The organism is Chitinophagales bacterium, assembly GCA_016787225.1.
Classification (GTDB): Bacteria; Bacteroidota; Bacteroidia; order Chitinophagales; family JADJOU01; genus CHPMRC01.
Window position 1 is genome coordinate 214279 of sequence record JAEUUY010000011.1, and the last position, 24710, is coordinate 238988.

Consider the following 24710-nt stretch of genomic DNA (forward strand, 5'->3'; position numbering starts at 1 on the left):
TAATCACTGCTAATTATATTTTCTATAGTTAACCAATAATTTTCACCTTACAACCTCAAAATTATGGACGAATGACTTCCATGCATCTAAATCATTTTCAAGATAACTGCTTAAACGTTCATATACTAATCTAGATACCTTTTTCTCAATGATTGGCAGATATAATTTACTTCGTGTTGCTCCATAAAAATTATATCCATTACCTTTTAATGAAGCGACTATAAACAAATTATCCGTGATCTGTTTTCTACTAGAACTTAGTTCTATTTCAAACTTAGATGATGTCTCTTTGATAACTTTTTTAAACCCATTAATCACTCCATCATAAAGAGAGCCATTTAAATAAGTTCGATCATTTCCTGCATATGTTATCGATGTTTGATTAATATCACATGTAAATGCTAGTCCTATTTTAATATCATAATCTTCAACTTTATCCTTAATTTTTAACAAAAATCTAGGAGTATTCAGTCTGTTATAATTTAATTCATTTTCAAACAAATTAAGAACACCCTCAGGATAATTAAACACTATTTTTTGCCTATAGGAAGTAATTCTATCATAGCTTACTATTTGCCAATTTGGATTCAAAAATGCAAAGTTTTTCAAAAATCTATTCAAGCTGTCAAAGTCAGTTTTTAAATCACTAAAAATATTCTTATCAGCTACAAACTCAACACATACTACATTTTCTTTAACTCCAATTGGTGGTCTATTCTTAATTTCGTATTTTCCCCCGACTCCTGTTAAAACTAACTCAGATAATTTACTAGATACTCTTATTTCAACTTTTGAACTCAATGCAATAACTAATGAAAGTCCCATTCCTTTTAATTCATCATTAATTGAAGGGAGATTCTGAAGGCAAGAAACTATGTTGTCAACATTTACCTTCTTCAACTTAAAAATGAGTTTATTTTCAGGATAAAGGAATATCTCAATTATTGGATTCTTTGCACAATTACAAAATAGAAACTCTAATAAAAATTCAAGCATTTTATTATATCCATAATAATTTGTAGAGCCGTTGTACATACCTGGTCTTAAACGCATATGCTCATTCCAATTCATTTTAACTATATCCTTGCTCATTATCTTATTTATTGTTTATTTGTGCAATAGACTTCGACAACATCAACAAAAAAGGCAACCCCTTCTCATAATCCAATTCATCATAATACAATCCAACACGCGCTAGGTTAGCATAATAGTCACTTAAATTTTGATAATAGTAGTTTTCACTGGCGATGAACCAAGCCTTATTGCCGAGTTTAGTCGCTAAGAACCATTTCTCTAATAGTCGAGCGGTTCTACCATTTCCATCATTAAATGGATGTATTTTTACAAAAACAAGATGAATTAATGATGCATAATAAAAAACTTCTTCGATACTCAAGTCTTGTTCTATAAGTTCGGAAAGTTCTTGCCAAAACGATTCATATTCGCTGTGTACTATAAAACTATTTGCCGCTTCATACTGCACCCGATTTGTTTTTTGTTCTATCACCAGCATATTGACTTTTCGCACCACACCCCTATGAGATGCTGGCAGTAAATGTTCTGTAGCGATAGTATGTGCTTGTAAAAAATTATTTGCTGTCAATGGATGATCTCGTGCGAATTCATAGGCGCTATATAAATCATTTGGCTTTTCTATTAGATTTGGCAGATACTCTATATCCAACACTTTGTGCTTAACATAGCTATCTACTTCTAAAGTTTCTCCCTCGATCCTCGATGAAGACATAACCGAAACAGCAGTAGCAAAAGTAAAATTTTTACTCGTCCATTCCCTTTCTGATAGCTCATTAAATTCCTTTCTTAGATCTACACTCAGGGTCGAGGAATACGAATCAAAATATATATCAGTTAGTTTTTTCATTGAAGACAAAGTTAATAACTAACTCATAGAGATTACAGAAAACTTAGACCGTTTCCCACACCTTAGTTCCCTCGCTGCAATTTTTACAGATATCGATTTCTTTGCGAGATTTTAGAATAGAAGTTCTAAATCTTATATAAGGAGCGCTATGCCAGATGGTATCTAAATCTTGTTCTAAAAGATTGCCCATTTTATACTTGGCATCTTTATCAAAACAGCAGGGAAGGAGATTTCCATCCCAGGTGGAAACGGCAGAATGCCAAAGTTTCCAGCATTGATTCTTTAGATTATTTTTAATCACCCATTTTCCATCCCTCGTCTTTTTATATCTAGAATATTTATCAATACTCGGTATTAATTCACTTCCGTTTTCAAAATCATAAATCTGAGCCGTTTTCAAAACGACTTTATCTACACCCAGCTCATCAGCAAATTGATAAATTTCTTCTATTTGATGTTCATTGGGTTTCACAACCAGCATTTGAAATACGATTTCTGGATTTGATTTATTTAAACGCTTCCTTGCTGCTACCAAATTTTTAGTACCTTCTATCACTTTTGAAAGATTTCCGTCCCTGCGGTATTGTTCATAGACTTGCTGGGTAGTACCATCAATAGAAATCAATATGCGATCTAGTCCACTAAGAATGGTTTCTTCACATTTAGCTGGAGTTAAATAATGTGCATTGGTACTCGTAATTGTATAGAGTTTGTGTTTTTTTGCTAAGCGTATCATCTCAGTGAAATCTTTATGAATAAAAGGCTCTCCCTGAAAATAAAGATATAGAAAAATTAAATCATTTTTTACTTTTTGAACTACAGTTTCAAAATCTTGTAAGACTGCGTTTCCCGTCTCACGAGTAAAACTTTTCAGACCACTTGGACACTCAGGGCAGGAAAGATTGCATTTTGTAGTCGGTTCGAAACTCAGAGTAAATGGTCGATGCAGTACAATAGGTTTTTTGAGAATTAAAGAAAGATAATAAGAAAAATAGCAGAGAAAAAAATTAGCTAACTTTCGAAAGCTAAGGACTCGAATAAAACGAATTGTTTCATTGAATGATACCAAAATACTATATGTAAATTACATTAGATTTCTGAATCCAATAATTCTTTTTTGACTCGGTTTCTACCTGAATAGTTTCACCTACCTCGTCTAGTACATATACTAGCTCACCTTCTCTGAGTGTTTTCGATTCTCCTTTCAAATTTACATTTTCAAAGCCTGTAGATTCTATGGATATGACCGCAGAACCAGTCTGATTCTTGAAATACTGCTGCAAGAAAAACAAGATGGCAAAAATAAAAGTGATAACAAAAAGATAGGGTCTAAGAAAACCCAGCTTGATATCTCCTTTAAAATATCGAAAAATACCATAGGCTAATAGTACTAATGAAAAAATGATAACTATTAACTTCAAGGTAAACTCAGAAAAGAAGAAACAGATTTTTTTCAGAATATCATTAGTAAATAAAATCTTATTTTCTGTATCTAAACCTAACTTAGCTCTTACGACCTTGACATTAAATTTGACATCTTCTTGATTATAATTTTCTCTTAGTGATTTTTCATAATTAGCTATCGCTTGTGCAAAGTTTTTATTTCTATAATGAGCATTGCCTAGGGCAAAATAAGCTTTAGCCTTATTGCAGTTGGGAGATTTCAATTCTTTTTCCCACATCAAAATAGCATTGGCATAATCACCTGTTTCATATGCTTTCATTGCACTCGTAGCGTATTGACCCTGCACTGCATTAGTCACTAACATCAAAAATAATAATCCAATATATCGCATACCTTAAACTATTTGTCTATCAATATCTGTGAGTATTTCCAGACTATTATCATAAATTTCCTGCATCCCTTGAGTACCATAATTTGTATATAGTCCCATTTCACTATTATCTATGAGGTGAATCATCTTAGTAATAAGTTCATAGCTCACTCCTTTCTCTCTTAGTTTCTCTGCAATATTACTTCTTGTCAAATCGGATGTTTCTAACCTCAACTTATGACTTAAATAGTTCCAATAGGTTCTTGTTAACTCCTGATAAAAGGATTGCTTATTGTTATCCTTGAGATATACTTCTGCTTGCTTCATTTGCTGCATGACTCTCTCAGAAATTTTCTTTCCAGAAATAAATCTATCCTCAATTCTTTCATGCTTAGGTATCAAGCCAAGGCCTAAAGCTAACATAAGTGGCAATAGACCAGCACCAAAAAACAAACTAGTAGGCAAACTAGCAGCTATAGAATAATCTTTACTCTCTTTAATTTTTTGTTTAGCAAAATTAAATTCACCGTACTTTTTACCTTTCTCTTTGGCGCTCGTAGGCTTACCTGTAATAGTTAAAGCAGTAGATGGAGCCGTTAGTGTCACATACTTTTTTTGTTCGAGATCAAAATATGAAAATTCAATATTCGGAGTATAATAATTGCCTGGTGAATGAGGAATCGCCACATAATTCCAAGTTTTGGTTCCAGACATGATTGGTTGTACATTGTAGTTTTCTTTTAAAATAGGATCGTAAAGTTCAAACTCTTCATTCCAAATATTTTTAGGAGGCTCAATTAAGGGAAGATTCCCTGAACCAGTTAGCTCTACCTTATAATTCAAGGCCTCATCTGTTTTAAGTGTCTTTTTATCCGCATAGGCATTGAAAGAAAATTTGCCAACTCCTCCGGAAAAAGAAGCAGGAGCATTTTCTGGCAAAGGCATTACTGTTATTCGCTCCGTTCCTGATGAAAATGAATAAGGAATTTCCTTGAACTGCACTCCCATAGTATTCATAGTCATTCCCATCGACATTAAAATTGCTTCCATCAAATCTCTCGGTTGCCTATTTTGATTTTGATTTTGTCTCATAATAGGAACTAATGCTATAGTCTTCATTTTTAATGGAGTAATTTCAAGAGTACCTGCTTTTGTTGGAAATAAGAGAATCTTTTTAATTTCAACACTCACGAATTCTTTGCCGTTGATTACTTCTCTCTTCATTTCTAATTTGTCTGGCAGTGGGAGGTCTTGCGTCCAAAAACCATTGAAATTAGGCACTTTTTCTGCTTCAAATCCTTTACTGTTCAATGAAGTGTATATCTTAATACTAGCACTCACTGGCTCTCCTACATATACTTTGCTTTTGTTAACATGTATCCGTGCAAAGATATCCTTGGATAGATTTATATCTTTTTCATCCTTATAAACTCCGCTAGGTGCTTGCTGATTTTGTGCTGGTGCTTGTCTTCCCATACTAGGAGGCGGACTAAAGGGATCATAGGGGTCATTGAAGGCTGCGAACGGATCATAAGGATCGGGTTGTCTCTGTTGTGCTGGAGGTTTAGGAAGAGTTCCAGGTTTTACTACTTCAATTTCAATAGGTTGAGTTTCTATCAAGCTTCCATCCGAAAGCTGGAATGATTGCTTCGGTATGATATTCTTCCCTATTTTTTTACTTACAAGGTATACCGTATAAGAATTTGTTTGAGAACTAGACATAGACCCATTAATAAGAGTAGAAGTCATTCTTCTACCTATATGAGGACCTCCAACAAGTTCAAATGGTTCAAAACCTTTTCTAACAAGACCTCTTTCATTATAATTAGAAAGAGAATATGTTACCATAAGAGGTTCACCAGCCTCCACTTTTTTTCCACTAACTTGAATTTCAATTCCACGCTGCGAATAAATGCTAGACCAACAAGCTAGAAAGCAAAAAGTTATTACGGCAAAGGCCTTCATTATGCAATAAGTTGTTTATATTAAATCTTAGACAAAAATCATACTATTTTCTTTTAATAAATCACTTTTTAAAGTTTATTAGCGGTTTTTTTCATTTATTTGTGAGAAATAAAATCTATTGAATAAGTTAGACATACGGATTGAACTTACCCAGTGTAGTTTTGAAGAATTAAAACTAGATGACCAAGAGCTTGTTTTGGCAAGCAAAAAAGCTCTGGAGTTATCGCATTCTCCCTATTCAAATTTTAAAGTAGGATGTGCGATAAGATTAGAGAACGAGCAAATCGTATTAGGTGCTAATCAGGAAAATGCCTCCTATCCTATGTGTCTGTGTGCAGAAGGAACTGCACTAGCAGCTGTGGCCTCTCAGTACGCTGGCATTAAAATCGAAAAGGTGGCCATACATGCACCAACAAATACACCTGCTTCACCTTGTGGATATTGCCGCCAATCTTTTAAAGAGTATGAAACGAGAATGAAAAAAAAGTTTAATTATTTATTAGCAGGGAATAAAGATATTTATGGATTCAATGGAATAGATACATTGCTACCGCTAGCCTTTAGTGCTGAAGATTTGAAGGAACAATAGATACAATTTGAACAATAAATGGTTTAATATATAATCGAAATTTTGAATATTACCTGTTATTAATTATTTAATTGTAGCTTTGTATATTATTTTTAAATTACAACAATGAAAAAAGGAATCGTAAAATTCTTTAATTCTACCAAAGGTTTTGGTTTTATTAAAGATGTTGAATCAAATGAAGAGTTCTTCGTACATGTATCTGGACTTATCCACGAGATACAAGAAAAAGATGAAGTTACCTTTGATGTTCAACAAGGAAAAAAAGGTTTAAACGCTGTCAATGTAAAAAGAGTAGCCTAAATAAAACCTCACTCACAAAATTTTAAACGTATACTAAGATATAATAATAAAGTTTTTTGATTGACCAGCCTTCGGGCTGGTTTTTTTATGTCAGTTAAACCCAAATTTTAAGAAAACAATCGTCTTTTGACAAAACAGAGCTAACATAGCTCCGGTGAGCAAGGCCTATGTTTTCTTAAAATTTGGGTTAATTGGAGCATATAATAATGGTCTGCTAGGAACAGCATCCATTCTTATATTGATAATTTGATTTTGGACTAGGTATAAACCATCCTTTACATCATTAGGCACATAGATAAGCTCTGTAATTGATCTTTGCGATTGTGTATTTTCTGGATAATTCCAAAATAAATGATGACAAGCTAGTTTTCCATCATCTTTTTCTCTGTCGACACTAGGAGTATCTATCATTAAATGATCAAACCCAAGTTCTAATATTTTTTGCATAGCCTCTATCGTGATATAAGGTGGATTCGTTTCTGTATATTGTCTTTCCTTTTTTTCTAGGTCATTTGGCAAGGTACGAATGATAATTCCTTTCGCTTTTCCACTATATGACACCATAGCTTCAATATGCTGCTTATCTACTATTTTATCGCCATTATCCATTAGTGTAGGATATACCGATATGAGTTCTGCGAGATAGAAGCTTTCTTTTATACATTCATTTACATAAAAATCCTCTTTTGCGATATGTCCTACACACTCTGTATGCGTACCATTTCCATGGGGGTTACATTGAAAATTCATAAAATTCACAGAGCCTCCTAGTTTAGTGGAACCTACAAAATCTCCCATCTTGACTGGTGAAATGCGAAATGGAGGAGCGTACCATGCATTAACCTGACCAAAACCACTATGCATTCCAATAGAAATATCTATGGGCTGTGTAAGGTTAAATTGATAATTTGATAGTTCAATTTTCATGTCCAAAATTCTTTTTAGCTTAACCAAAAGTATCTTAAATTAATTTTTCATTATTAATTATTAATTAATACTATATTTGCTTTACTAAATCTTAATAATTATGTTAAAAAAATTACTTTCTTTTGTTGCTATGGCTAGTATTTCACTAGTAGCTTTGGCTCAAGATGTCACTGTATCTGGTACCGTTAGCGATGCGAATGGCAATCCTCTTCCAGGGGCTTTGGTCATCGAAAAAGGCACTACCAATGCTGTAAAAACAAAAACAGATGGTTCCTATTCTATCACTATTCCTGCAAAGAGATTACCTACGACGGTAATGGTGAGGTCAGTAGGATTCGGTTCTACTGAAACTACTGTAGATGGATCAGAAAGTTCAGTTACATTCAGTCCCTCAGTTGGCTCTGGAAGTAAACAACTCAATGAAGTGGTAGTTTCTGCTTCAAAAAAGTCAGAGAAAATTTTAAATGCCCCAGCTTCCGTTTCTATTCTATCCGAAGCTAGAATTCAACAAAACACTGCACTATCTGTAGTAGATAATGTACGCAGAATAGCTGCAGTAGATGCTATGCCCACAGGGTTGGTATCAAACAATATGGTTATCAGAGGCTTTAACAATATCTTCTCTGGAGCTACCCTTTATATGGTAGATAATAGAATAGCAAGTGTACCTTCACTAAGGGTAAACGCTTTTCAATTAGTCCCGACTTCTAATACTGATATCAGTTCTATGGAGCTTGTGAGAGGACCTGCCTCAGCGCTTTATGGTCCTTTTGCTGCGAATGGTGTCATGGCGGTATATACTAAATCTCCTCTCGATATGGAAAATAGAATGGAGGTTACTCTTGGATTAACTACAGGTATGCGAGCTGGCGATGACGACAATGCTGCATTTGGTTTTAAGGCTAATAATTCAATAGAAAATCTTGGAATCTTGAACCCAGAAATCAGAATAGCAGGAAAATTGTCAAAAACCTTAGGCATTAAAGTTTCAGGAAATTATATGTCTGCATCCGATTTTGCTTTCTTCGATGCTCGTGAACCAAATGGGAAGAAGGTTTATTTCGGAAATAGAGCATCTGGAGCACTATGGGCATCTGATGGATCGGCACCAGTGACATTCAACAGAGATTTTAGAATCCGCAAACTAGCAGGTGATGCCCGTATTGACTGGAGACCAGCAGTCAATACCGAGTTCAACTTCTCAACTGGATATGCCAATAATACCAATATGGAGTTAACAGGTCTTGGTGGAGCTCAGGCTGTGGGTTGGACATCTAATTACTTTCAAGCTCAATTCAAAAAAGACAGATTCTATGCTCAGTACTTCATTAATATGACTAACTCTGGGAATACTTTCCTTATCCCCCAAAATCCAAATGACTCCATCTTTACTTATCTGAAAGAATCTTCAGAATTGCATTCTGCGCAGATTCAGCACTCTAGTCAGTTAGCTAACAAGAAATTGAACTTGGTTTACGGAGTAGATTTATTCATGACTAGACCCGCAGGTAATGTTTATGGTAGATTTGATGGCAATGCTGATATTAATCAGTATGGTGGTTATTTACAAGGTGACTATAAGTTTAATAAACAATGGTCATTTACTGGAGCGTTTCGCGTAGATTATCAAGATGCCATAGATGAAACTATGTTCTCTCCGAGAGCAGCATTGGTATATAAGCCAAAAGAAAATCACACTTTCCGATTGACCTACAACAGAGCATTCTCAGCACCTACTGCCCTTAACTTTTTCTTAGACGTAAATAATGGATTGCTTCCTACTGGACAAAATGTGAGAGCATTCGGTAATGCTACAGGTATCCAATATAATATGGGTACATTTAATGGTGTAAGTTCACCTCTAATAACCTTGCCGAATGGCACAAATATGCCTTATAATCAGTTTATTGCTGGTAATGTCGCTAGATCTAGTGCTATGGCTGCTCTAACATCTGCTTTAGCATCTAGACTTCCTGCTCCTATGATTCCGTCTACTGTTAGTTTGCTTTTCAATGGAATCAATCCTGATGTCCAGTTAAAGGATTTAGTTAATAATTCTGTAATGGATATTAATGGAGTCACGAATAAAGAATCTGTAAAAAGTACTGTAACCCAAACTTTTGAAGCTGGGTATAAAGGATTCATAATGGATAAATTGTCAGTAGGTATAGATCTCTACTATACAAGAATAGAAAATTTCTCTTCTCCATTGACAATGTCCACCTTCAATACACAATTTAACCCTGCTTACTTTGCGAATCCTGCGGTACAAGCACAAATGGTTTCAAATGTAATGTTAACGCCTATGCCTGCTTCTAGTAGAGCTGCCTTATTATCTTTATTAACAGGAAAAACAAATCCTACCAATGCAGAAATAGTTAATGGATATGCTACTTTGATAGGTCAATTAGGAACCGTATCGGGTGGCGTCATTGCTCCTGATAATACCAATACCAATAGAGATATCATACTTACCTATCTCAATTTAGGTACAGTAGATGTAGCTGGTGCTGATTTGAACTTTAGCTATATGGCTTCTAAATTATTGAATATAGAAGGTGCTTTCTCATTTGTCAATAAAGATAGAATTCCTCTTTTAGGGGCAGCAGGTGGTTTTGTGAGCTTAAACGCTCCACAATATAAGTCTGCGCTTAGTTTAGACTATAAAATGCCTTTTGACAACAACTTTTCGGCTCGTGTAGGCTGGAGATGGATGGATAAATTTGATGCCAACTCTGCAGTTTATATTGGTAGAGTCAATGCCATGAATATGCTAGACCTAGGTTTATCCTACAGATTAAAATCTTCTCAAAATACTGTGTTCTCCCTGACAGTAAATAACGTCTTAGATCACAGACATCAATTCTTCCCATTGACCTCACCAATAGGCAGGGTAGCTTTATTTAAAGTATTACATACCTTTGGAGTTAAGTAAGAAAAAGATAAAATTATAAATAAAGACCCGCTTCATTTGGAGCGGGTTTTTTTATATACTATTCATGAGATCGAACCAATCATGGCCTATAGCATCATCAGAATAGTGTGACTGATAATTGTGCTTTAATGTTTTTGATATTTCATTGAGAGTCATTTTATCTTCATATATATCCCCCAATTTATTTATCCAATCCTCGGAATAGTCATAAACAAGTCCGCAATTTTCATGTCTTATACCCTCTGCGCCTATAGTTGTGGAAATAAAAGGCAGGCCGAACTTCATCGCTTCCAATATTTTTATTCGGATACCAGCTCCAGATAGCAGAGGAACTATAAGCAAACGATGGCTTGCCAATAACTCTTCTGTGCTTTCATAGTTTGATATGATTGTGACATTTTTCAAATTGCATTGAAATTCTCCTTTGCCTGCTATTGTCAGCGGGATATGGCTGATAGAGGGATATATGTATTTCAAAAACCAATTTAAACCTTCTCGATTTGGCTGCCAATCAAGGCTACCAATAAAAAGCATCCCTTCTTTTGAAGATGAGTAGTTTAAATTTTTTTTCGACTCAATAGCTATAGGAATTGTTCTTATTTTTAAGTCTGAATACCAATGCTTCAGCTGCACCTCTTCGCTATCACAAATTGTCACAGCACATGAAAGACCACTCAATTCTCTGGTTTCATATTTTAATAACGATTTCGACATCCAATAACACATTAACTTTTTTACAACATTATTAGTATGATTTGCTAGCGATATCCATACCTTATATTCGAGATTGTGCACGCGATATAGTTTTTTAAACTCGGTATTGCTTTGATATTGCGTCATGGCTAATCCTTGATAAAAAATTAGATCAATTTTGTTTTGCCGCACAATGCGGCTTAGTTCCTGATCGACTGCTTCTGAATAAAACCGAGCAATTTGGAATGGTTTAGGACTTATAGCGGCTTTTAATAGTGTTTTAATACTATTCGTATCTATATCGTAAGTATAAAAGTTATCCCATAATAGAATATCCTCATAGGAATGTGTGTCTACCTTATGTTTATTGGTATTAAGGCAGTACAAACCTACGCTATGACCTAAAGATTTTAACATCTTAAGGTCATTTAGAATAACTATACTCTCACCATCGGTCGACGGATAGGGCACTTTTTTACATAAAAACAGGATATTCAAGGTAGACGTGTCTTTAGGACAAAGATAAGAAAGGAGAAATTATTTATGCACTTGATTCATTTTGTGTTGATAATCAAAGAATAATGATTAGTTTTTAAAAAATCAATTCATGAATGAAAAAATATAATTATCTTTGCAGTCCAATTTTTAAGAACGAGATTATGAGCAATATAATAGCAGAAGTAAAGGAAATATTGATTCCTAAGAAAGAAAATCCAGAATTCAATATCGGTGATAACATAAGTGTTCACTATAAAATTATAGAAGGAAACAAGGAAAGAATCCAAATTTATAGAGGTGATGTCATTTATAAGTCTGGTACAGGTCTTAGCCAAACATTTTGCGTAAGAAAACTAAGCAATGGTGTGGGTGTAGAGCGTGTATTTCCTTTAAACTCTCCTATGATTGAAAAAATAGAACTCAATAAGTCAGGTAGAGTGAGAAGATCTAAAATATACTATATCAGAGACCTTAAAGGTAAGGCGATGAGAATTAAAGAGAAAAGATCAGTGGAGAAATAGATTTTTCATAACTGTATTTTAAGTTTTTGGTTAACAAGCCCGTTCGAAAGAATGGGCTTTTTTTGTGTTGGACTACTATTAATTTGTACGTTTATTGTTCCGCAAAGTTTCGCTAAGGTTGTCACAAAGTCAGGCTAAGTTCTCTAAAAAATTATATCTTAAAAATGAGGGTATTCGTTTAGAAGTATTCTTGAAAAAACCTTTTATCTCTTTGAGTCAATCTTTGGGTTCTTTCCATTTTATTTGAAACCACCCACTAAAAACTAAATCAAAAGGTTGACTAACCGTTTAGCAACTCACTTATCTTAGCAATAGTTACCAACTCGGATTTATTGACGCCTGCATAGGAATCAGCAATAGCTTTAGCAGAATCTAAAATTCTTTTTTTAAGACTTTTGGTAAAAAAGCTAGGATGTGCGCTCTTGAATTCTTCAAACTCATCAAAAATATCCATAGCATCAAAATCTTCATGCTCTTCCATAAGATAGTCAAACACAATTTCTATCTGATGGGTGGCTTCTTCACCAAATTCATCTGCGGTATGATCCTTATGCAGCCATGCCTTACGATAAGTCTCTTGGAGTTTTTTTACTTCATTAGGATGCACTTTCTTATCTGCAAATGCCACAGCAAAAAAGAGCTTACCTATCTGCTGATAAGCTCGGGTATTGATGTCGGAGATGTCTTCTTGAAACATGATATTATATTAGACTAATTAATTCATAACTTCTACATCGCCTTCAACTCTGCCACCAGCTTGGTCAGTACGTCCTTAGCATCTCCGAAGAGCATAGAAGTTTTAGGATTATAGAATAGATGATTATCGATACCCGCATAACCTGCATTCATTGAGCGCTTATTGACTATGATATGCTTGGCTTGTTCTACGTCGAGAATAGGCATGCCGAATATTGGAGAAGCTGGGTCTGTCTTAGCCGCAGGATTGACTACGTCATTTGCACCTACTACGATGACGACATCTGTATTCGGAAATTCTGGATTGATATCATCCATCTCTACTAGTTTTTCATAAGCTACATTGGATTCAGCAAGTAGTACATTCATGTGGCCTGGCATACGACCCGCTACTGGATGAATCGCATATTTCACCTCTACTCCAGCTGCCTCCAAGGTCTTCTCCAATTCGTGAATGATATGTTGTGCCTGAGCTACAGCTAGACCATATCCTGGTACAATCGTTACTTTACTGGCATAGTTGCATAATACAGCGGTATCATAAATGGAAATATCCTTGATACTGCCATCTATTTCCTGTGCAGCACCACCTGCACCGCCACCAAATGCTCCAAAAATAACATTGGACAAAGGACGATTCATCGCCTTACACATAGCAAAAGTCAGAATGGTACCTGCTGAACCTACAAGAATACCTCCTGTTAACATGACTTGATTGCCATATAAGAATCCTCCAAAAGCTGCAGCTAGACCTGTAAACGAATTTAATAAAGATATAACGACAGGCATATCCGCTCCACCAATAGGGAAAACAAACAATAATCCATAAATAACAGCTAAGGCAAACAAGGCATAAACCATAATCATAGATTGACCTGTGGCTACTAACCATATTGAGAAAGCTATGACTGCTATCATGACAATAGAGTTAATAATATTATAAAATGGTAAACGAATTGGCTTATTCATAGTGCCATTGAGCTTGAGAAAGGCCACGATAGAACCTGAAAACGAAATAGAACCAATAATCATACCAGCTATAATGGTAGCTAAATTGAGCGTATTGCCGATATTATGCTCATACTCCATCAAACCTATCAATGCAGCACAAGCGCCGCCCATACCATTAAATAAACATACCAATTCTGGCATTTTGGTCATTTCTACTCGCTTCGCCGTTATCCAACCTGCTACAGTGCCTATAGCTATACCAGCGAATATCCACATCAACTTGGTTTGAAATCCTTCACCATGATGCTCTGTTAGGAAAATGGTAGCGATAATAGCTACCACCATACCAAAGGCAGCTAGCAGATTTCCTCTGCGAGCAGTATCGGGATGGCTAAGCATTTTGAGACCGACTACAAATGTGATAGAACCGATGAGGTAGGATAATATTAATGGTGTGTTCATCTATCTAATTATGAATTTTGAATATTTATAATGACGAGTTGTCTTTTCTTAATGGATATAATAGGTTAAAAACTATTTCTTTTTTTTCTTTCCAAACATTTCTAGCATTCGGTCTGTAACTACAAAGCCTCCCACGACATTGAGGGTGCCAAGAATCACAGCTAAAAAGCCAAGTATCATACCTAAAGTATTATTGACATCCATGTGAATCATGACGATAATAGCTCCTACAATAACCACTCCATGTATCGCATTTGCTCCTGACATCAATGGTGTATGCAACACCGCTGGCACTTTCTCTATCAATTCTACTCCTACGAAAACTGAGAGTATAACGATATATACCATTTCTATGTGTTGTGCTAAAAAATTTAATATTTCCATTTTTTAATTTTAAATTTTGAATGTTTAACTTTTAATAAAATCCCTGTGCAAGCTGTGCGCTACTCTATGTCCTTTGCCATCAAAATATACTATGCATTAGCTTGAACCAATGATGGGTGAACTACTTTTCCATTATGAACCATCAGCGAACCTTTTGTTATCTCTTCATCCATTTCCCATTTGAATCCATCCTTGGTCGTAAGATGAGTGATAAAATCCAAAACATTTTTTGCAAATAAATCCGAAGCGTTCAAAGGCAACATAGAAGGGATATTTGGCTCCCCTACTATTGTTACGCCATTTTTAATGATAACTTTTCCGTATTCGCTGCATGCGCAATTACCACCCTGCTCTACCGCCATATCTACAATGACAGCACCATTCTTCATTTTCGATACTTGTTCTTCTGATATTAATACGGGAGCCTTTCTTCCAGGTATTAAAGCTGTTGTTATTACAAGATCTGCTTCAGAAAAATGTTTGGTCAATACCTCCTGTTGTTTTTTCAAAAAATCATCAGAAACTCCTTTCACATATCCACCCTCTAGTTTGACAGAGTCATCTTTTGGCATTTCGATAAATTTTCCACCGAGTGATTCTACTTGTTCTTTTGTTTCAGGACGAATATCAGATACTTCTACGATAGCACCTAAACGCTTAGCAGTGGCTATAGCCTGAAGGCCAGCTACACCTGCACCCATGATGACTACTTTGGCAGGCTTGATAGTTCCGGCTGCTGTCATTAATAATGGAAATATTTTTCCTAGATGATAGGCACCAATGATAACAGATTTATATCCAGCTAAATTAGCTTGCGAACTCAAGACATCCATTTTCTGTGCACGTGAAATTCTTGGAATAGCATCTACGGAGAATGCGCTACAACCTTTGGCCGCCAATGCGGATATAATCTCTGGTTGCGTCTGGGCATACATAAGAGAAATACAAGTCGCTTTTGCATGCAAATCTGCTATTTCCTCTTTGGTAAATGGATTAACTTTAAGTACAATATCACACGAAGAGCTTATACTTTTTTTGTCTGATACTTTTGCACCAACATCAGTATAATTTTGATTTGTAAAAGAAGATGCTTCTCCAGCCTTTTCTTCTATAAAACATTCATAGCCTTTTGCAGCCAGTAACTTACAAACTTCAGGAGTTAGGGCTACGCGCTTTTCATATTCCTTTGTTTCTTTTAATACACCTATCTTCATTTATTGTAAAATTTCAAAAACCTGCCGAAATTAAACAATTAAAATTTACTCTGATTAAAAATTAGCTAGGGAAATACTATTGAGAACTTTTATAGATATCTCTAACTTTTGAATTTTATGTTTTTAACATTTTATCCACATATTTTACTCAAAAAGTATAATTTTGTAGTCAAAATAAAGATTAATGAATTTAAAGACTTTTGGGGTGTTGGTTTTTGTTGCGCTAATCAATCTTGAACTAAACGCAAATCCAGAGCCTACTTTATATGCAGGAATAGAGGTAGGTTCAAAAGGCGTTAAAATGTGTATTTTAAACAATGACTTAAAAGCGAACTATCTCGCACAAAAAGTTATCTATGACTCAACTATTAATACTGATTTCATAAAATTTTCTGGATCTAGCCATGATGCTACATTAGCCGCTGTGCTTAGTTTGTTTAGAATAGCAAACCAAAATTATGGTGTACAAACTAAAAATATTTTTTTAGCAATTAGTAGCGGTGTTAAACAAACAGCAGAAAGAGAAAAAAAAGTTGAAGATATTGCTCAATTAGTAGCTAGCATAAAATCATTACTTCGAGATTCAGACAGAGAGGTCGAAGTAGTATCCATTTTCCAAGAATCTATTTATACGCATACCAGTATTATTCCAAAGGAAGAAAATATGACTACAATTATTATAGATATTGGGAGCGGCAACTCCAAGGGTGGATATTTTATATCGCCCAATGTATTCAATATTTTCAACATTCCGTGGGGAACAAAATCAACAACAAACGTGGTCGAGAAAGTATGTGATTCTCCATGTTCCATTTCTGACTTCAGTAAGCTTTTAGATAAAAAGCTAAGTCAGTTAAATGAAAAAGATATTCCTGCCGCTGTAGACAAATGTGGAATTACTAATTATGATTTTAAAATTCTATTTTCTGGCGGTATCGCATGGGCTACGGCTACTTTAGCTAAACCAGAACTCATCAAAGAAAAAAATATCGATCTGAGCTATAATGACGTAGAGAAATTTTACAATCAATTGATTAAAAGTTTTGAGAAGCTTACAGGAGGAGAATATAGCCAACAATTTATAGATGAAAAATACAGAGTTCAAAAAGTTTTTAACCAAAAGAGTCTAATAGGCGGTAGCGGTTTATTGCTTAGTATTATGAAAAAATTTGAACGCGTCAATGGAACTAAAAATTATGGTTTTATAAAAAACAATAAAGCAGGTTGGTTGCCGGGATATATTATTTCTAAAATTGAGGCTAGGTCAGGCACCAAAGAAATAGCTATACCAAAATAACTTAAAGCTACTTAAAAGGATCACTCCATTTGGCATCAGTATAAATATTTTTACCTGACAGCGTTTTAAGGAATGCTATAACCGCGTTGACCTCTTGGGCATTAAGATTCAATTTTTGACCTATACCGTTCGGCTTTAATTTAGGGTCAAGATTAGTATTATTAGCGGCTGCGTTAATTGTGCCATAGTGGCCTATAGCAGCTTGAAGTGTAGTAATAACTCCAGTATGCATCATAGGGCCATTAGGATTCCCGTTTATATCCGCTATATCTCGCAGGGATGGTGCTCGAGTATTAGTTAAATCAAAGCCCGCAGCATTTAGCTTTCCTATGATACCATTGTTGCCAGAATTAGGGGCTATATCAAATTCGGGTGCACCATGACAACCAGCACAACCTAACCCTCCTCCAGTTCTGTTGCTATTCGCATCGAATACAGGAGGTGATAGAAATAAATTTTTACCCATATTTTCTTGTGCTGTAAAATTTGGGAATGTCTGATTATCTGCTGTGACCTGTACTCTTCCTTCATCATATTTGGAATCAAAAGATTGGATACTGCGTACGAACTGGGCTAAACATTCCTGCAATCTAGCTTCTGTAATATTTTTATCACCATATACGAATTGGAATAGCTCTTGATAATAGCCTATCGCGCCAAGTCGTGTCAATAAGTCATTAAGGACTGGTCTTCCAGACTGACCGCTAAAGCCCATTTCAGCATGATCTTGAATAGGTTTTGTTGTTTGCTGTTCCAAGGTTGCGGCTCGTTCATCCCAGAAAAATTTAGTCTCAGCAGCATAGCGTGCATTGACAAGACGCATAGAATGACGACCAGTGATCCCACCCGATACTCCTCGACTAGCTACAGCAGTATCGCCGAAAGCAAATCTCTGAATATGACAACTGGCACAGGCCACCGTGCTATCTATACTGAGTTTTTTGTCATAAAATAAAACCCTACCTAGGGTTGCCTTGGCATTGGTTATAGCATTCGCACCAGTATTATCTTTGGTGATATAACTGGGTTTAGCCTGTCCAGCATAATTCGCTAAACTCGACAAATTGATATTAGTGCCAAATGCCGCTTCAACATTTGGGTAAGATTGCCCACTATTATTCGAACTATCTTTGGAGCATTGTACCAAAATAAAGCTCAGTATGAAAACTAAACCGTAACAATAATTTTTTATACTTTTCATTCGTGAAAGATTGTAATATTAAACGTCAAATATTGTAAAAAATTCTATCTCAGTTCTGCATTAATATCTGCCAAGGCTTTATTCCCTGGACAGAGAATATTCTGACTAAGCTGATTGAGCGGTGTTTTGCTGGTTTGAATCAACTCATGTGTCTCGACACTATCAGGATTGATATAAATTAAGCCGGTTAAAAATTCATTATTTTCCTTAGCATACAGCATAGCATTCATAGCCGAACTTCTATTGGTGGGATCCCAGTCTTTGGTTAGTTTATTCAACTGAATTAAGCTACCATCATGCATGGCTATTTGCTTGGTTTCTCCCTCTGAATATTCTGTTTTAATCTCTGTCATTTCCGGCACAAAGTCAAAGGTAGAAGTCGCCTCAATATGTTCGCGGATATAGTCATAAGACTTGGTTGAGCCCACATTGTTATTAAACGTAACACAAGGGGAAACCACATTGATTAAGGCAAATCCAGGGTGCTTCATCGCTGCTTTGATAAGGGGAACCAACTGAGCTTTATCTCCAGAAAAACTCTGTGCCACAAATCCAGCACCGAGTTCTATTCCTAAACTCACTAGATCTATTCCTTCAAACAAATTGACATTGCCTGACTTATTTTTCGATCCACAGTCTGCTGTAGCAGAATCTTGACCTTTGGTTAAGCCATAGCAGCCATTATTCATCACGAGATAGACCATGTTCAGATTTCGGCGTATCACATGGACAAACTGTCCCATACCAATACTTGCGGTATCTCCATCGCCAGAAACACCAAAGTATATCAAATCGCGATTCGCCATATTCGCTCCTGTAGCTACAGAAGGCATGCGACCATGCACCGAATTAAATCCGTGGGAATTGCTCAGGAAATAAGCGGGTGTCTTACTCGAACAGCCGATACCAGACATCTTAGCTACTTTATGCGGCTCGATATTCGCTTCAAAGCAAGCACGAATAATAGCGCCACTGATACTATCATGTCCACACCCAGCACAGAGTGTAGATAGTGAACCTTCGTAATAATCTAAAGTATAGCCTAGTTTATTCTTAGGTAATTCTGGGTGTCGAAATTTGGGTTTAACGTAGGTCATGACAAGTTGATTTATATTTATTTTACGTTTAATTTATTCATATCTCTATAGCTGTGATATACTGATATTATCTCTGCCAATTCATCATCTTTTACTCTATAAACAATTCTATAATTTCCTTCAATTAATTCTCTGATGTTTTCAGCATTAAATTCTGGTACGATCTTTCCTATTCGAATGTATTTTGAAAGTACTTTAACATGAGATTTAATTTTCCTTAATGTCTGAGCAGCATAAAATTTACTTCCTCTATGGACGATATAGTCATGTATGTCTAACATATTTTTCATAGCCTCATCCGTCCAAACTATTTTAACCATTCTTCCATGATTTCTTCAAAATCCTCATCCGAAGTGACCTTTCCATTATCTGCATCCTTTAAGCCGCGCTCAACACTTTCTATAAAGCTCAGTCGCTCAAACAACTCGTCCATCGTAAACTGATTGGGCAATTCGTTTATTGTATTTAACACTCTTTCCTTTTCTAGCATGGTTGTTAAAGTTTAAAATATAAGATTCAGATAGGTCATTTATAGAAAATAAATCATTGCACAATCAAGGGTAAATATAAGATTTTTTTTACATCACAACAATTCTTCCACCAATTTTTTAGCATCACTAAATGTCATAGGCTTGTTCAGCTCATTCAAATAAACATTATTTGCATGCTCTATCAGTTGACTAAAATAAAAAACAGACAAGCCTTTTGCTTTTCTTTCATTAATAATACTATCCAAAATGGAACATATTCTATCTAAGTTGTTTTTCTCAGTACAAGTATTATTTATATAAACATTATGTAAGGTTCTAAAAACAGAAAACGGCTCTCTTTTATCTGGGTCTGCTAATACCAATATTTCTATAAAATCACTTATTGCATCCATGTTATTGTAATCACCTATAGCATTATTGTACTGAGTAAAACTCGGAGCTTTTCCATTGTTATAATTGTTTGAAAAATCAATAAGACTTTTAAACGCATCTTTATGATTCATTTGAAATAATAGTTTAACTGCCAATTCAAAGTCATAAGAACTTTTGCTGTTTTTCAATTTTACACACTCCTCATAAACCTTTGGAAAATTGTCTCTATTTTCAACGAGGATGTTTAAGGCAACATATTTCAAATCATCAACCTCAATACACTTTATTAGAAATTCATCATTCTTTTCAATATTGTAATATGCTCGAACGGTATCATTGTAGCGGTATATATTAAGTTTAAGAATATGGTCTTCAATGTTGGGAAAAGTCTCACTGATTTTATTGGTTATGCAGTAGTTTATATGAGATTCTAGTGCTAACTTATCTTTAACTTTATCCTCAAGCATATTGACTATAACTTGCTTTCTAAATTCAACCGAATCCTCAATTTCAATAAAATCGAAGAGAGAAATATCGGAATCAACCTCATTAGGAATAGATATTTTCAATAAATCGTATTTATACTGACTATCCAATTCCACTATGTCTTTTCTGTAGAAATATACTATACTTAATAAACAATAAGTATAGGTGCCATTTTGTATATCCAGTTTTTCATATTTCGGTGAATTTATATCAGTCAATTCAGCAGTTTTTGACTGAATCCATTCTTTCTGGCTATCCGAAAATACTATCCATTGATTCTTCTCCCAAATATCTTTAATTACGAAATATAGTATTTTTTCTGATTCTACTATATATAAAACTTCATTCTTAGCAAATGAGTGCTGTCTATAATATCTTAGAATATTAGTTATCACTTGTCTAAATGCTTTACTGCTTCTTATCTGCCATTCATACTGGTCATGATTACCCTTTTCCGATTCTTCTCTCTCTATTTTATAAAATATCTCAGATGATAGATTTTCAATATTATTGTCAGAGAAAAACGACTCAACCTCTTCTGAAATTAGAGAAGCATTAAAAAGTTTATTGAACTCACTTTGCTTAAATTCCTTTAATTTTAATTCTATTTCTTGTAACTGTGCCGGATTTTTTCTTCTTTCTATCTTTGGTTCAATTTCAACGGCCTTGTCTTCTATCATTTTAAAAATCACATATCCATCATCTTTAAAGCCAATGTGATAATAAAATCTGAGTTGGTCTTCTTTCTTATACTGATTATCAAACACTACTTCAATTATTCTCTCTACGGTCTCACGGGTTATCCATTTTGCGATTAAGTCCGAAAACTGAGATAGGTCGTACTTCTTATGCAGGTAGTCTATACTTTCCATCACCTTTCCAGAATGTTGAATAGTCAAATATAAAATTCCATCGTTTAGAAACTCATGCTCATAGGCTTTAGTTTCGATATAGACATCAAGTACCTTATGCAGATAATCTTCCTTTGTATTGATATATTCTTCCAATCGTTTAAAAAATTGCTCCGCTGATGTTCTGAGATAGTTGTTGGAATTATAACTTAGAAAGTAGGGCAAAATTCTCAAAGTGTTTTCTGAATTAAGCATAGTTGCCATCAAATCCAGACCCATATTTGAATAGTAAACACTAGTTTCTCTTCTTCTCTCTTTGCCACCAAGGTAATAACTAAACTCGGACTCTAAAAATTTTATATAACAATCTTTATCGTCAACATTAAAGATGACTTCCGATAAGTAATGTCCAAAATCTTCAGAAATATTATTGTAATATATCTCAAGAATTTCATTAACAAAATCCCTGTCTTCTTTAAGCTTGGTTTTACCTATATATGTAAATATATGAGACCATTCATTTAGTCTGTCAATATTGCATTTTATTAGATATATTAAGGAATCTTTGACAGCTTCCTCTTGAGAAGGAGGGATATCAATATATGCCAAGAGATTTAAGGCATTTTTTCTTACATTCTCATTGTATTGTTTCTCATCCCTTAATATCTCAAAAAGATAATCGAAAGTTTCAGGAAAGTTGGCGAATCTGCCGAGTTTTCTTAATTCTTCATAGTGAGTAAATAGTTCTTTTTCAACGAATTCTTTGCTATAGTATCTCTTGAAAACTTGAAGCCTCAAATCCTTCTCCAATCGATCAACTTCGATATCAAATAAAAGTTCAGGTTCATAAGTTAACAACCAATCAACCAATTCCTTATAATTCGAACTTTCCTTTTCCACCAGATTCAGCAGAAACCCTAAAGTATTCATCAAAGAGGGTTTGATTTTATCTGCTTCGGGAATTTTTAGGAGCGAAAGAAAAGATTGAAAACCTAAATCGAGCAAACTCAGTGCTGCAAAATACTCTTGGATTTGTTTATGGTTAAATGCAAAACTATTATCCTCGCGTCTGTATATAAAAGGGCTCTCTTGGAAATTTAAATTTGAATCCCTTATTATACTATATATTTCATCACCATTAAATGTGTTCTTCATGGATAGCTCTAGTGCAAGACACATTTTTTTAGAATCTGCTTTAAGTTTTTCGATATTTAGTTCATACTTACTTTCAATTTTCTTTTTGTGTCTAGTTAAAGACTTTTCTACATATTTATTCCATAAATCTGCCTCATTAGTTGGTATTTTATTCTGATCTTTTATAAAATGAATATAAAGTTTAAGGAAGAATGGGGTCTTAAAAAATGGTTTATCAATAATATCGTTATTCGGAATTTCAGCTACTTGTTCCTTACTAAGTTCATTATTCAATACTTTTAATGCCTGAGAATAGGTCAACTCAGGCAGGCTTGCTATTTTGAAGCCTGTTAAATTAATTAAATATTTATCATAAATATTGGTTCGGCAACTAATAACATACTTGTGTTTTGGGTTTTCCTCAATAAATCTTTCTAACTGTTTTTTAAATTCAATGATTCGTTCTACTTCATCTAATCCATCTATAAAAAACACAAGTTGGGAAAACTTCTTCCAGTCAGAATATTTGATTAAACTCTCAAAAGGTTTTGAATATATATAATCCTTTAGGTCTATAAAAATCGGGATGATACCAGTTTCCTTCTTTGTCTCCCACAATTCTTTCGCCGTAGCATAAAGCTCATTTGTTTTACCTATTCCTGGATCTCCTAGAAGTGCAATCTTATCATAATCAATTAGTGATGTCTTAAGTGACTTTAAGTTCTTTCCATTAGAAGATTTATTATTATTATCAAGTTCTACAATTCGCTCTATTCTATTCATACTCTGTTAGCAAATTTGGTGGAATGAAGCTATTTATATCTAAACGTAGATCATCTACATTATTTAAATAATTAATTCTGTAGTTTTGAAATATAATCTCTGATCTCCCATCTTCCATGTCAAATTCAAAACAATAGTTGTTCTTCATGTACTTCTTTTTAGTAACTATAACATCGTTACCTTCCAGATCAATAATATAATAGCCTGGCTGATAATTGGTCTCTAACTCATTAGGATCATTAAAGGCAACTCTTGATGTAACATTCAAGTATTTTTTGTTTCCGTTATTCATTTCTACAGTCTTAGGTTTATGAACATCCCCATGTAATAGTATAGTATTAAAATCCCTGCTATACAATATATGTTCGATTTCATCATATTCCTCATCATTAATCTTGTTAATAGGGTGATGTATCGCTAAAAGAATATATTCACAGGAATTTTTATGAAAATGATTTAAACAATTAAATAATTGATGCGTGCCAATAAAATGATTCTCTTTTTTAAGATTTGACGAGCAACGCCAAGAATCATTTATTAGTCCAATTCCAATCTTATAATCTTTTTCATAAATGAATTTTGACTCAAACTTAGATATAATGTATCGAGCGTCTTTAGAATGAATAAACTCTTCATATTCTAGAAAACTCTTTTGTCGTTTTAAATATACATAATCATTTTCTGTCTGTACTTTATTTGAGAAGTCATTTGCAGCCTTAGTTGATTTTATTATACTAATGAGACCTGCTTCCTCGACTTCATTAATCTCCTTTCTTATAATATCATGATTGCCAGAAATACAAATAATGTTTTCTCTCCTTAATCCTACCTTTTCAATAATCGGTTTTATGAATACGTCTTCAAATATGAAGTAGGCATTTGTATAAGTGTTAAATTTTTGCATTTCAAGTAAAGAAATCCCTCCCTTGTCCAAAATATCTCCAGTTATAACAATACAATCAATTGACTTTTCTCGATTAACTTTCATGAGATCTGTTATTAAACTTTCTAGATAAAAAATTTCTAAATCTTCAATGTTTGATGAGCTTAAATGTATATCAGAAAGATGGACAATACGCATTAAAAGAATATGAGAGTTTTACAGTTCAATCTTATACTTTGATTTTGGAAAGTGGTACACTTTCTTCTTAAACGGTTTCTTTTTTATTATCCAATAGATAAAGAAGATAATAAAGGGTATCCAAA

At 34.3% G+C, this 24710-nt stretch carries 22 protein-coding genes; 5 read left to right on the forward strand and 17 right to left on the reverse strand.

The window, feature by feature from the left end; genetic code table 11:
- Positions 1 to 42: 42 nt before the first annotated feature.
- The 5 genes from JNL75_04095 to JNL75_04115 are packed head-to-tail and all read right to left on the reverse strand — an operon-like array spanning position 43 to position 5622.
- Positions 43 to 1092, reverse strand: coding sequence for a hypothetical protein (locus JNL75_04095; protein ID MBL7788997.1), 1050 nt, complete (start codon positions 1090 to 1092; stop codon positions 43 to 45).
- 4 nt (positions 1093 to 1096) lie between these two features.
- The gene (locus JNL75_04100; protein ID MBL7788998.1) at positions 1097 to 1882 is read right to left on the reverse strand and encodes a Fic family protein; all 786 of its coding nucleotides are present in this window, start codon (positions 1880 to 1882) and stop codon (positions 1097 to 1099) included.
- 43 nt (positions 1883 to 1925) lie between these two features.
- Complete coding sequence (locus JNL75_04105; protein ID MBL7788999.1) at positions 1926 to 2951, reverse strand: SPASM domain-containing protein; 1026 nt, start codon at positions 2949 to 2951, stop codon at positions 1926 to 1928.
- A gap of 4 nt (positions 2952 to 2955) precedes the next feature.
- Positions 2956 to 3678: a tetratricopeptide repeat protein gene (locus JNL75_04110; protein ID MBL7789000.1), complete on the reverse strand. Its 723-nt coding sequence runs from the start codon at positions 3676 to 3678 to the stop codon at positions 2956 to 2958.
- A gap of 3 nt (positions 3679 to 3681) precedes the next feature.
- Positions 3682 to 5622: a protein BatD gene (locus tag JNL75_04115; GenBank protein MBL7789001.1), complete on the reverse strand. Its 1941-nt coding sequence runs from the start codon at positions 5620 to 5622 to the stop codon at positions 3682 to 3684.
- A gap of 118 nt (positions 5623 to 5740) precedes the next feature.
- On the opposite strand from JNL75_04115, the gene JNL75_04120 reads away from it, so the two are divergent.
- Both JNL75_04120 and JNL75_04125 read left to right on the forward strand, forming a co-directional pair.
- Positions 5741 to 6211 (forward strand): cytidine deaminase, encoded by a 471-nt coding sequence (locus JNL75_04120; GenBank protein ID MBL7789002.1) that lies wholly within the window; start codon positions 5741 to 5743, stop codon positions 6209 to 6211.
- A 105-nt stretch (positions 6212 to 6316) separates the two neighbouring features.
- The gene (locus JNL75_04125) at positions 6317 to 6511 is read left to right on the forward strand and encodes a cold shock domain-containing protein (protein ID MBL7789003.1); all 195 of its coding nucleotides are present in this window, start codon (positions 6317 to 6319) and stop codon (positions 6509 to 6511) included.
- 165 nt (positions 6512 to 6676) lie between these two features.
- Here the strand turns inward: JNL75_04125 and JNL75_04130 are convergent, their stop codons facing one another.
- Complete coding sequence (locus JNL75_04130) at positions 6677 to 7438, reverse strand: cyclase family protein (GenBank protein MBL7789004.1); 762 nt, start codon at positions 7436 to 7438, stop codon at positions 6677 to 6679.
- Positions 7439 to 7538: 100 nt separating this feature from the next.
- Between JNL75_04130 and JNL75_04135 the strand changes: the two genes are divergently transcribed.
- Positions 7539 to 10373 (forward strand): TonB-dependent receptor, encoded by a 2835-nt coding sequence (locus JNL75_04135; GenBank protein MBL7789005.1) that lies wholly within the window; start codon positions 7539 to 7541, stop codon positions 10371 to 10373.
- A 51-nt stretch (positions 10374 to 10424) separates the two neighbouring features.
- Here the strand turns inward: JNL75_04135 and JNL75_04140 are convergent, their stop codons facing one another.
- The gene (locus JNL75_04140; GenBank protein MBL7789006.1) at positions 10425 to 11483 is read right to left on the reverse strand and encodes a glycosyltransferase family 4 protein; all 1059 of its coding nucleotides are present in this window, start codon (positions 11481 to 11483) and stop codon (positions 10425 to 10427) included.
- 242 nt (positions 11484 to 11725) lie between these two features.
- Here JNL75_04140 and rplS point away from each other — a divergent pair, with 242 nt between their 5' ends.
- A complete protein-coding gene (gene rplS / locus JNL75_04145; GenBank protein MBL7789007.1) occupies positions 11726 to 12085 on the forward strand; it encodes a 50S ribosomal protein L19 in 360 nt (119 codons plus the stop codon).
- 280 nt (positions 12086 to 12365) lie between these two features.
- Here rplS and JNL75_04150 read toward each other — a convergent pair whose 3' ends face one another.
- The 4 genes from JNL75_04150 to JNL75_04165 form a co-directional block, all read right to left on the reverse strand.
- Entirely contained in the window at positions 12366 to 12782 is a 417-nt protein-coding gene (locus JNL75_04150; GenBank protein MBL7789008.1) for a hypothetical protein, read from the reverse strand.
- 32 nt (positions 12783 to 12814) lie between these two features.
- A complete protein-coding gene (locus JNL75_04155; protein ID MBL7789009.1) occupies positions 12815 to 14194 on the reverse strand; it encodes an NAD(P)(+) transhydrogenase (Re/Si-specific) subunit beta in 1380 nt (459 codons plus the stop codon).
- Between the two features lie 72 nt (positions 14195 to 14266).
- Positions 14267 to 14578 (reverse strand): NAD(P) transhydrogenase subunit alpha, encoded by a 312-nt coding sequence (locus tag JNL75_04160; protein MBL7789010.1) that lies wholly within the window; start codon positions 14576 to 14578, stop codon positions 14267 to 14269.
- An 89-nt stretch (positions 14579 to 14667) separates the two neighbouring features.
- On the reverse strand, positions 14668 to 15792 hold the full coding sequence (locus tag JNL75_04165; protein ID MBL7789011.1) for a Re/Si-specific NAD(P)(+) transhydrogenase subunit alpha: 1125 nt from the start codon (positions 15790 to 15792) through the stop codon (positions 14668 to 14670).
- A gap of 184 nt (positions 15793 to 15976) precedes the next feature.
- Between JNL75_04165 and JNL75_04170 the strand changes: the two genes are divergently transcribed.
- Positions 15977 to 17089 (forward strand): hypothetical protein, encoded by a 1113-nt coding sequence (locus JNL75_04170; GenBank protein ID MBL7789012.1) that lies wholly within the window; start codon positions 15977 to 15979, stop codon positions 17087 to 17089.
- 7 nt (positions 17090 to 17096) lie between these two features.
- On the opposite strand, the gene JNL75_04175 is transcribed toward JNL75_04170, so the two are convergent.
- From JNL75_04175 to JNL75_04200, 6 genes are all read right to left on the reverse strand, one after another.
- Positions 17097 to 18290 carry a hypothetical protein gene (locus JNL75_04175; GenBank protein MBL7789013.1) on the reverse strand — a complete coding sequence of 398 codons (1194 nt, stop codon included), beginning with the start codon at positions 18288 to 18290 and terminating at the stop codon, positions 17097 to 17099.
- A 44-nt stretch (positions 18291 to 18334) separates the two neighbouring features.
- Entirely contained in the window at positions 18335 to 19387 is a 1053-nt protein-coding gene (locus JNL75_04180; protein ID MBL7789014.1) for a 2-oxoacid:ferredoxin oxidoreductase subunit beta, read from the reverse strand.
- A 17-nt stretch (positions 19388 to 19404) separates the two neighbouring features.
- Positions 19405 to 19707 carry a type II toxin-antitoxin system RelE/ParE family toxin gene (locus JNL75_04185; GenBank protein ID MBL7789015.1) on the reverse strand — a complete coding sequence of 101 codons (303 nt, stop codon included), beginning with the start codon at positions 19705 to 19707 and terminating at the stop codon, positions 19405 to 19407.
- On the reverse strand, positions 19695 to 19877 hold the full coding sequence (locus tag JNL75_04190) for a hypothetical protein (GenBank protein MBL7789016.1): 183 nt from the start codon (positions 19875 to 19877) through the stop codon (positions 19695 to 19697). The genes JNL75_04185 and JNL75_04190 overlap by 13 nt, the downstream gene beginning before the upstream one ends.
- A 93-nt stretch (positions 19878 to 19970) precedes the next feature.
- On the reverse strand, positions 19971 to 23504 hold the full coding sequence (locus tag JNL75_04195; GenBank protein MBL7789017.1) for a hypothetical protein: 3534 nt from the start codon (positions 23502 to 23504) through the stop codon (positions 19971 to 19973).
- Positions 23497 to 24585, reverse strand: coding sequence for a metallophosphoesterase (locus JNL75_04200; protein ID MBL7789018.1), 1089 nt, complete (start codon positions 24583 to 24585; stop codon positions 23497 to 23499). The genes JNL75_04195 and JNL75_04200 overlap by 8 nt, the downstream gene beginning before the upstream one ends.
- Positions 24586 to 24710 lie beyond the last annotated feature (125 nt).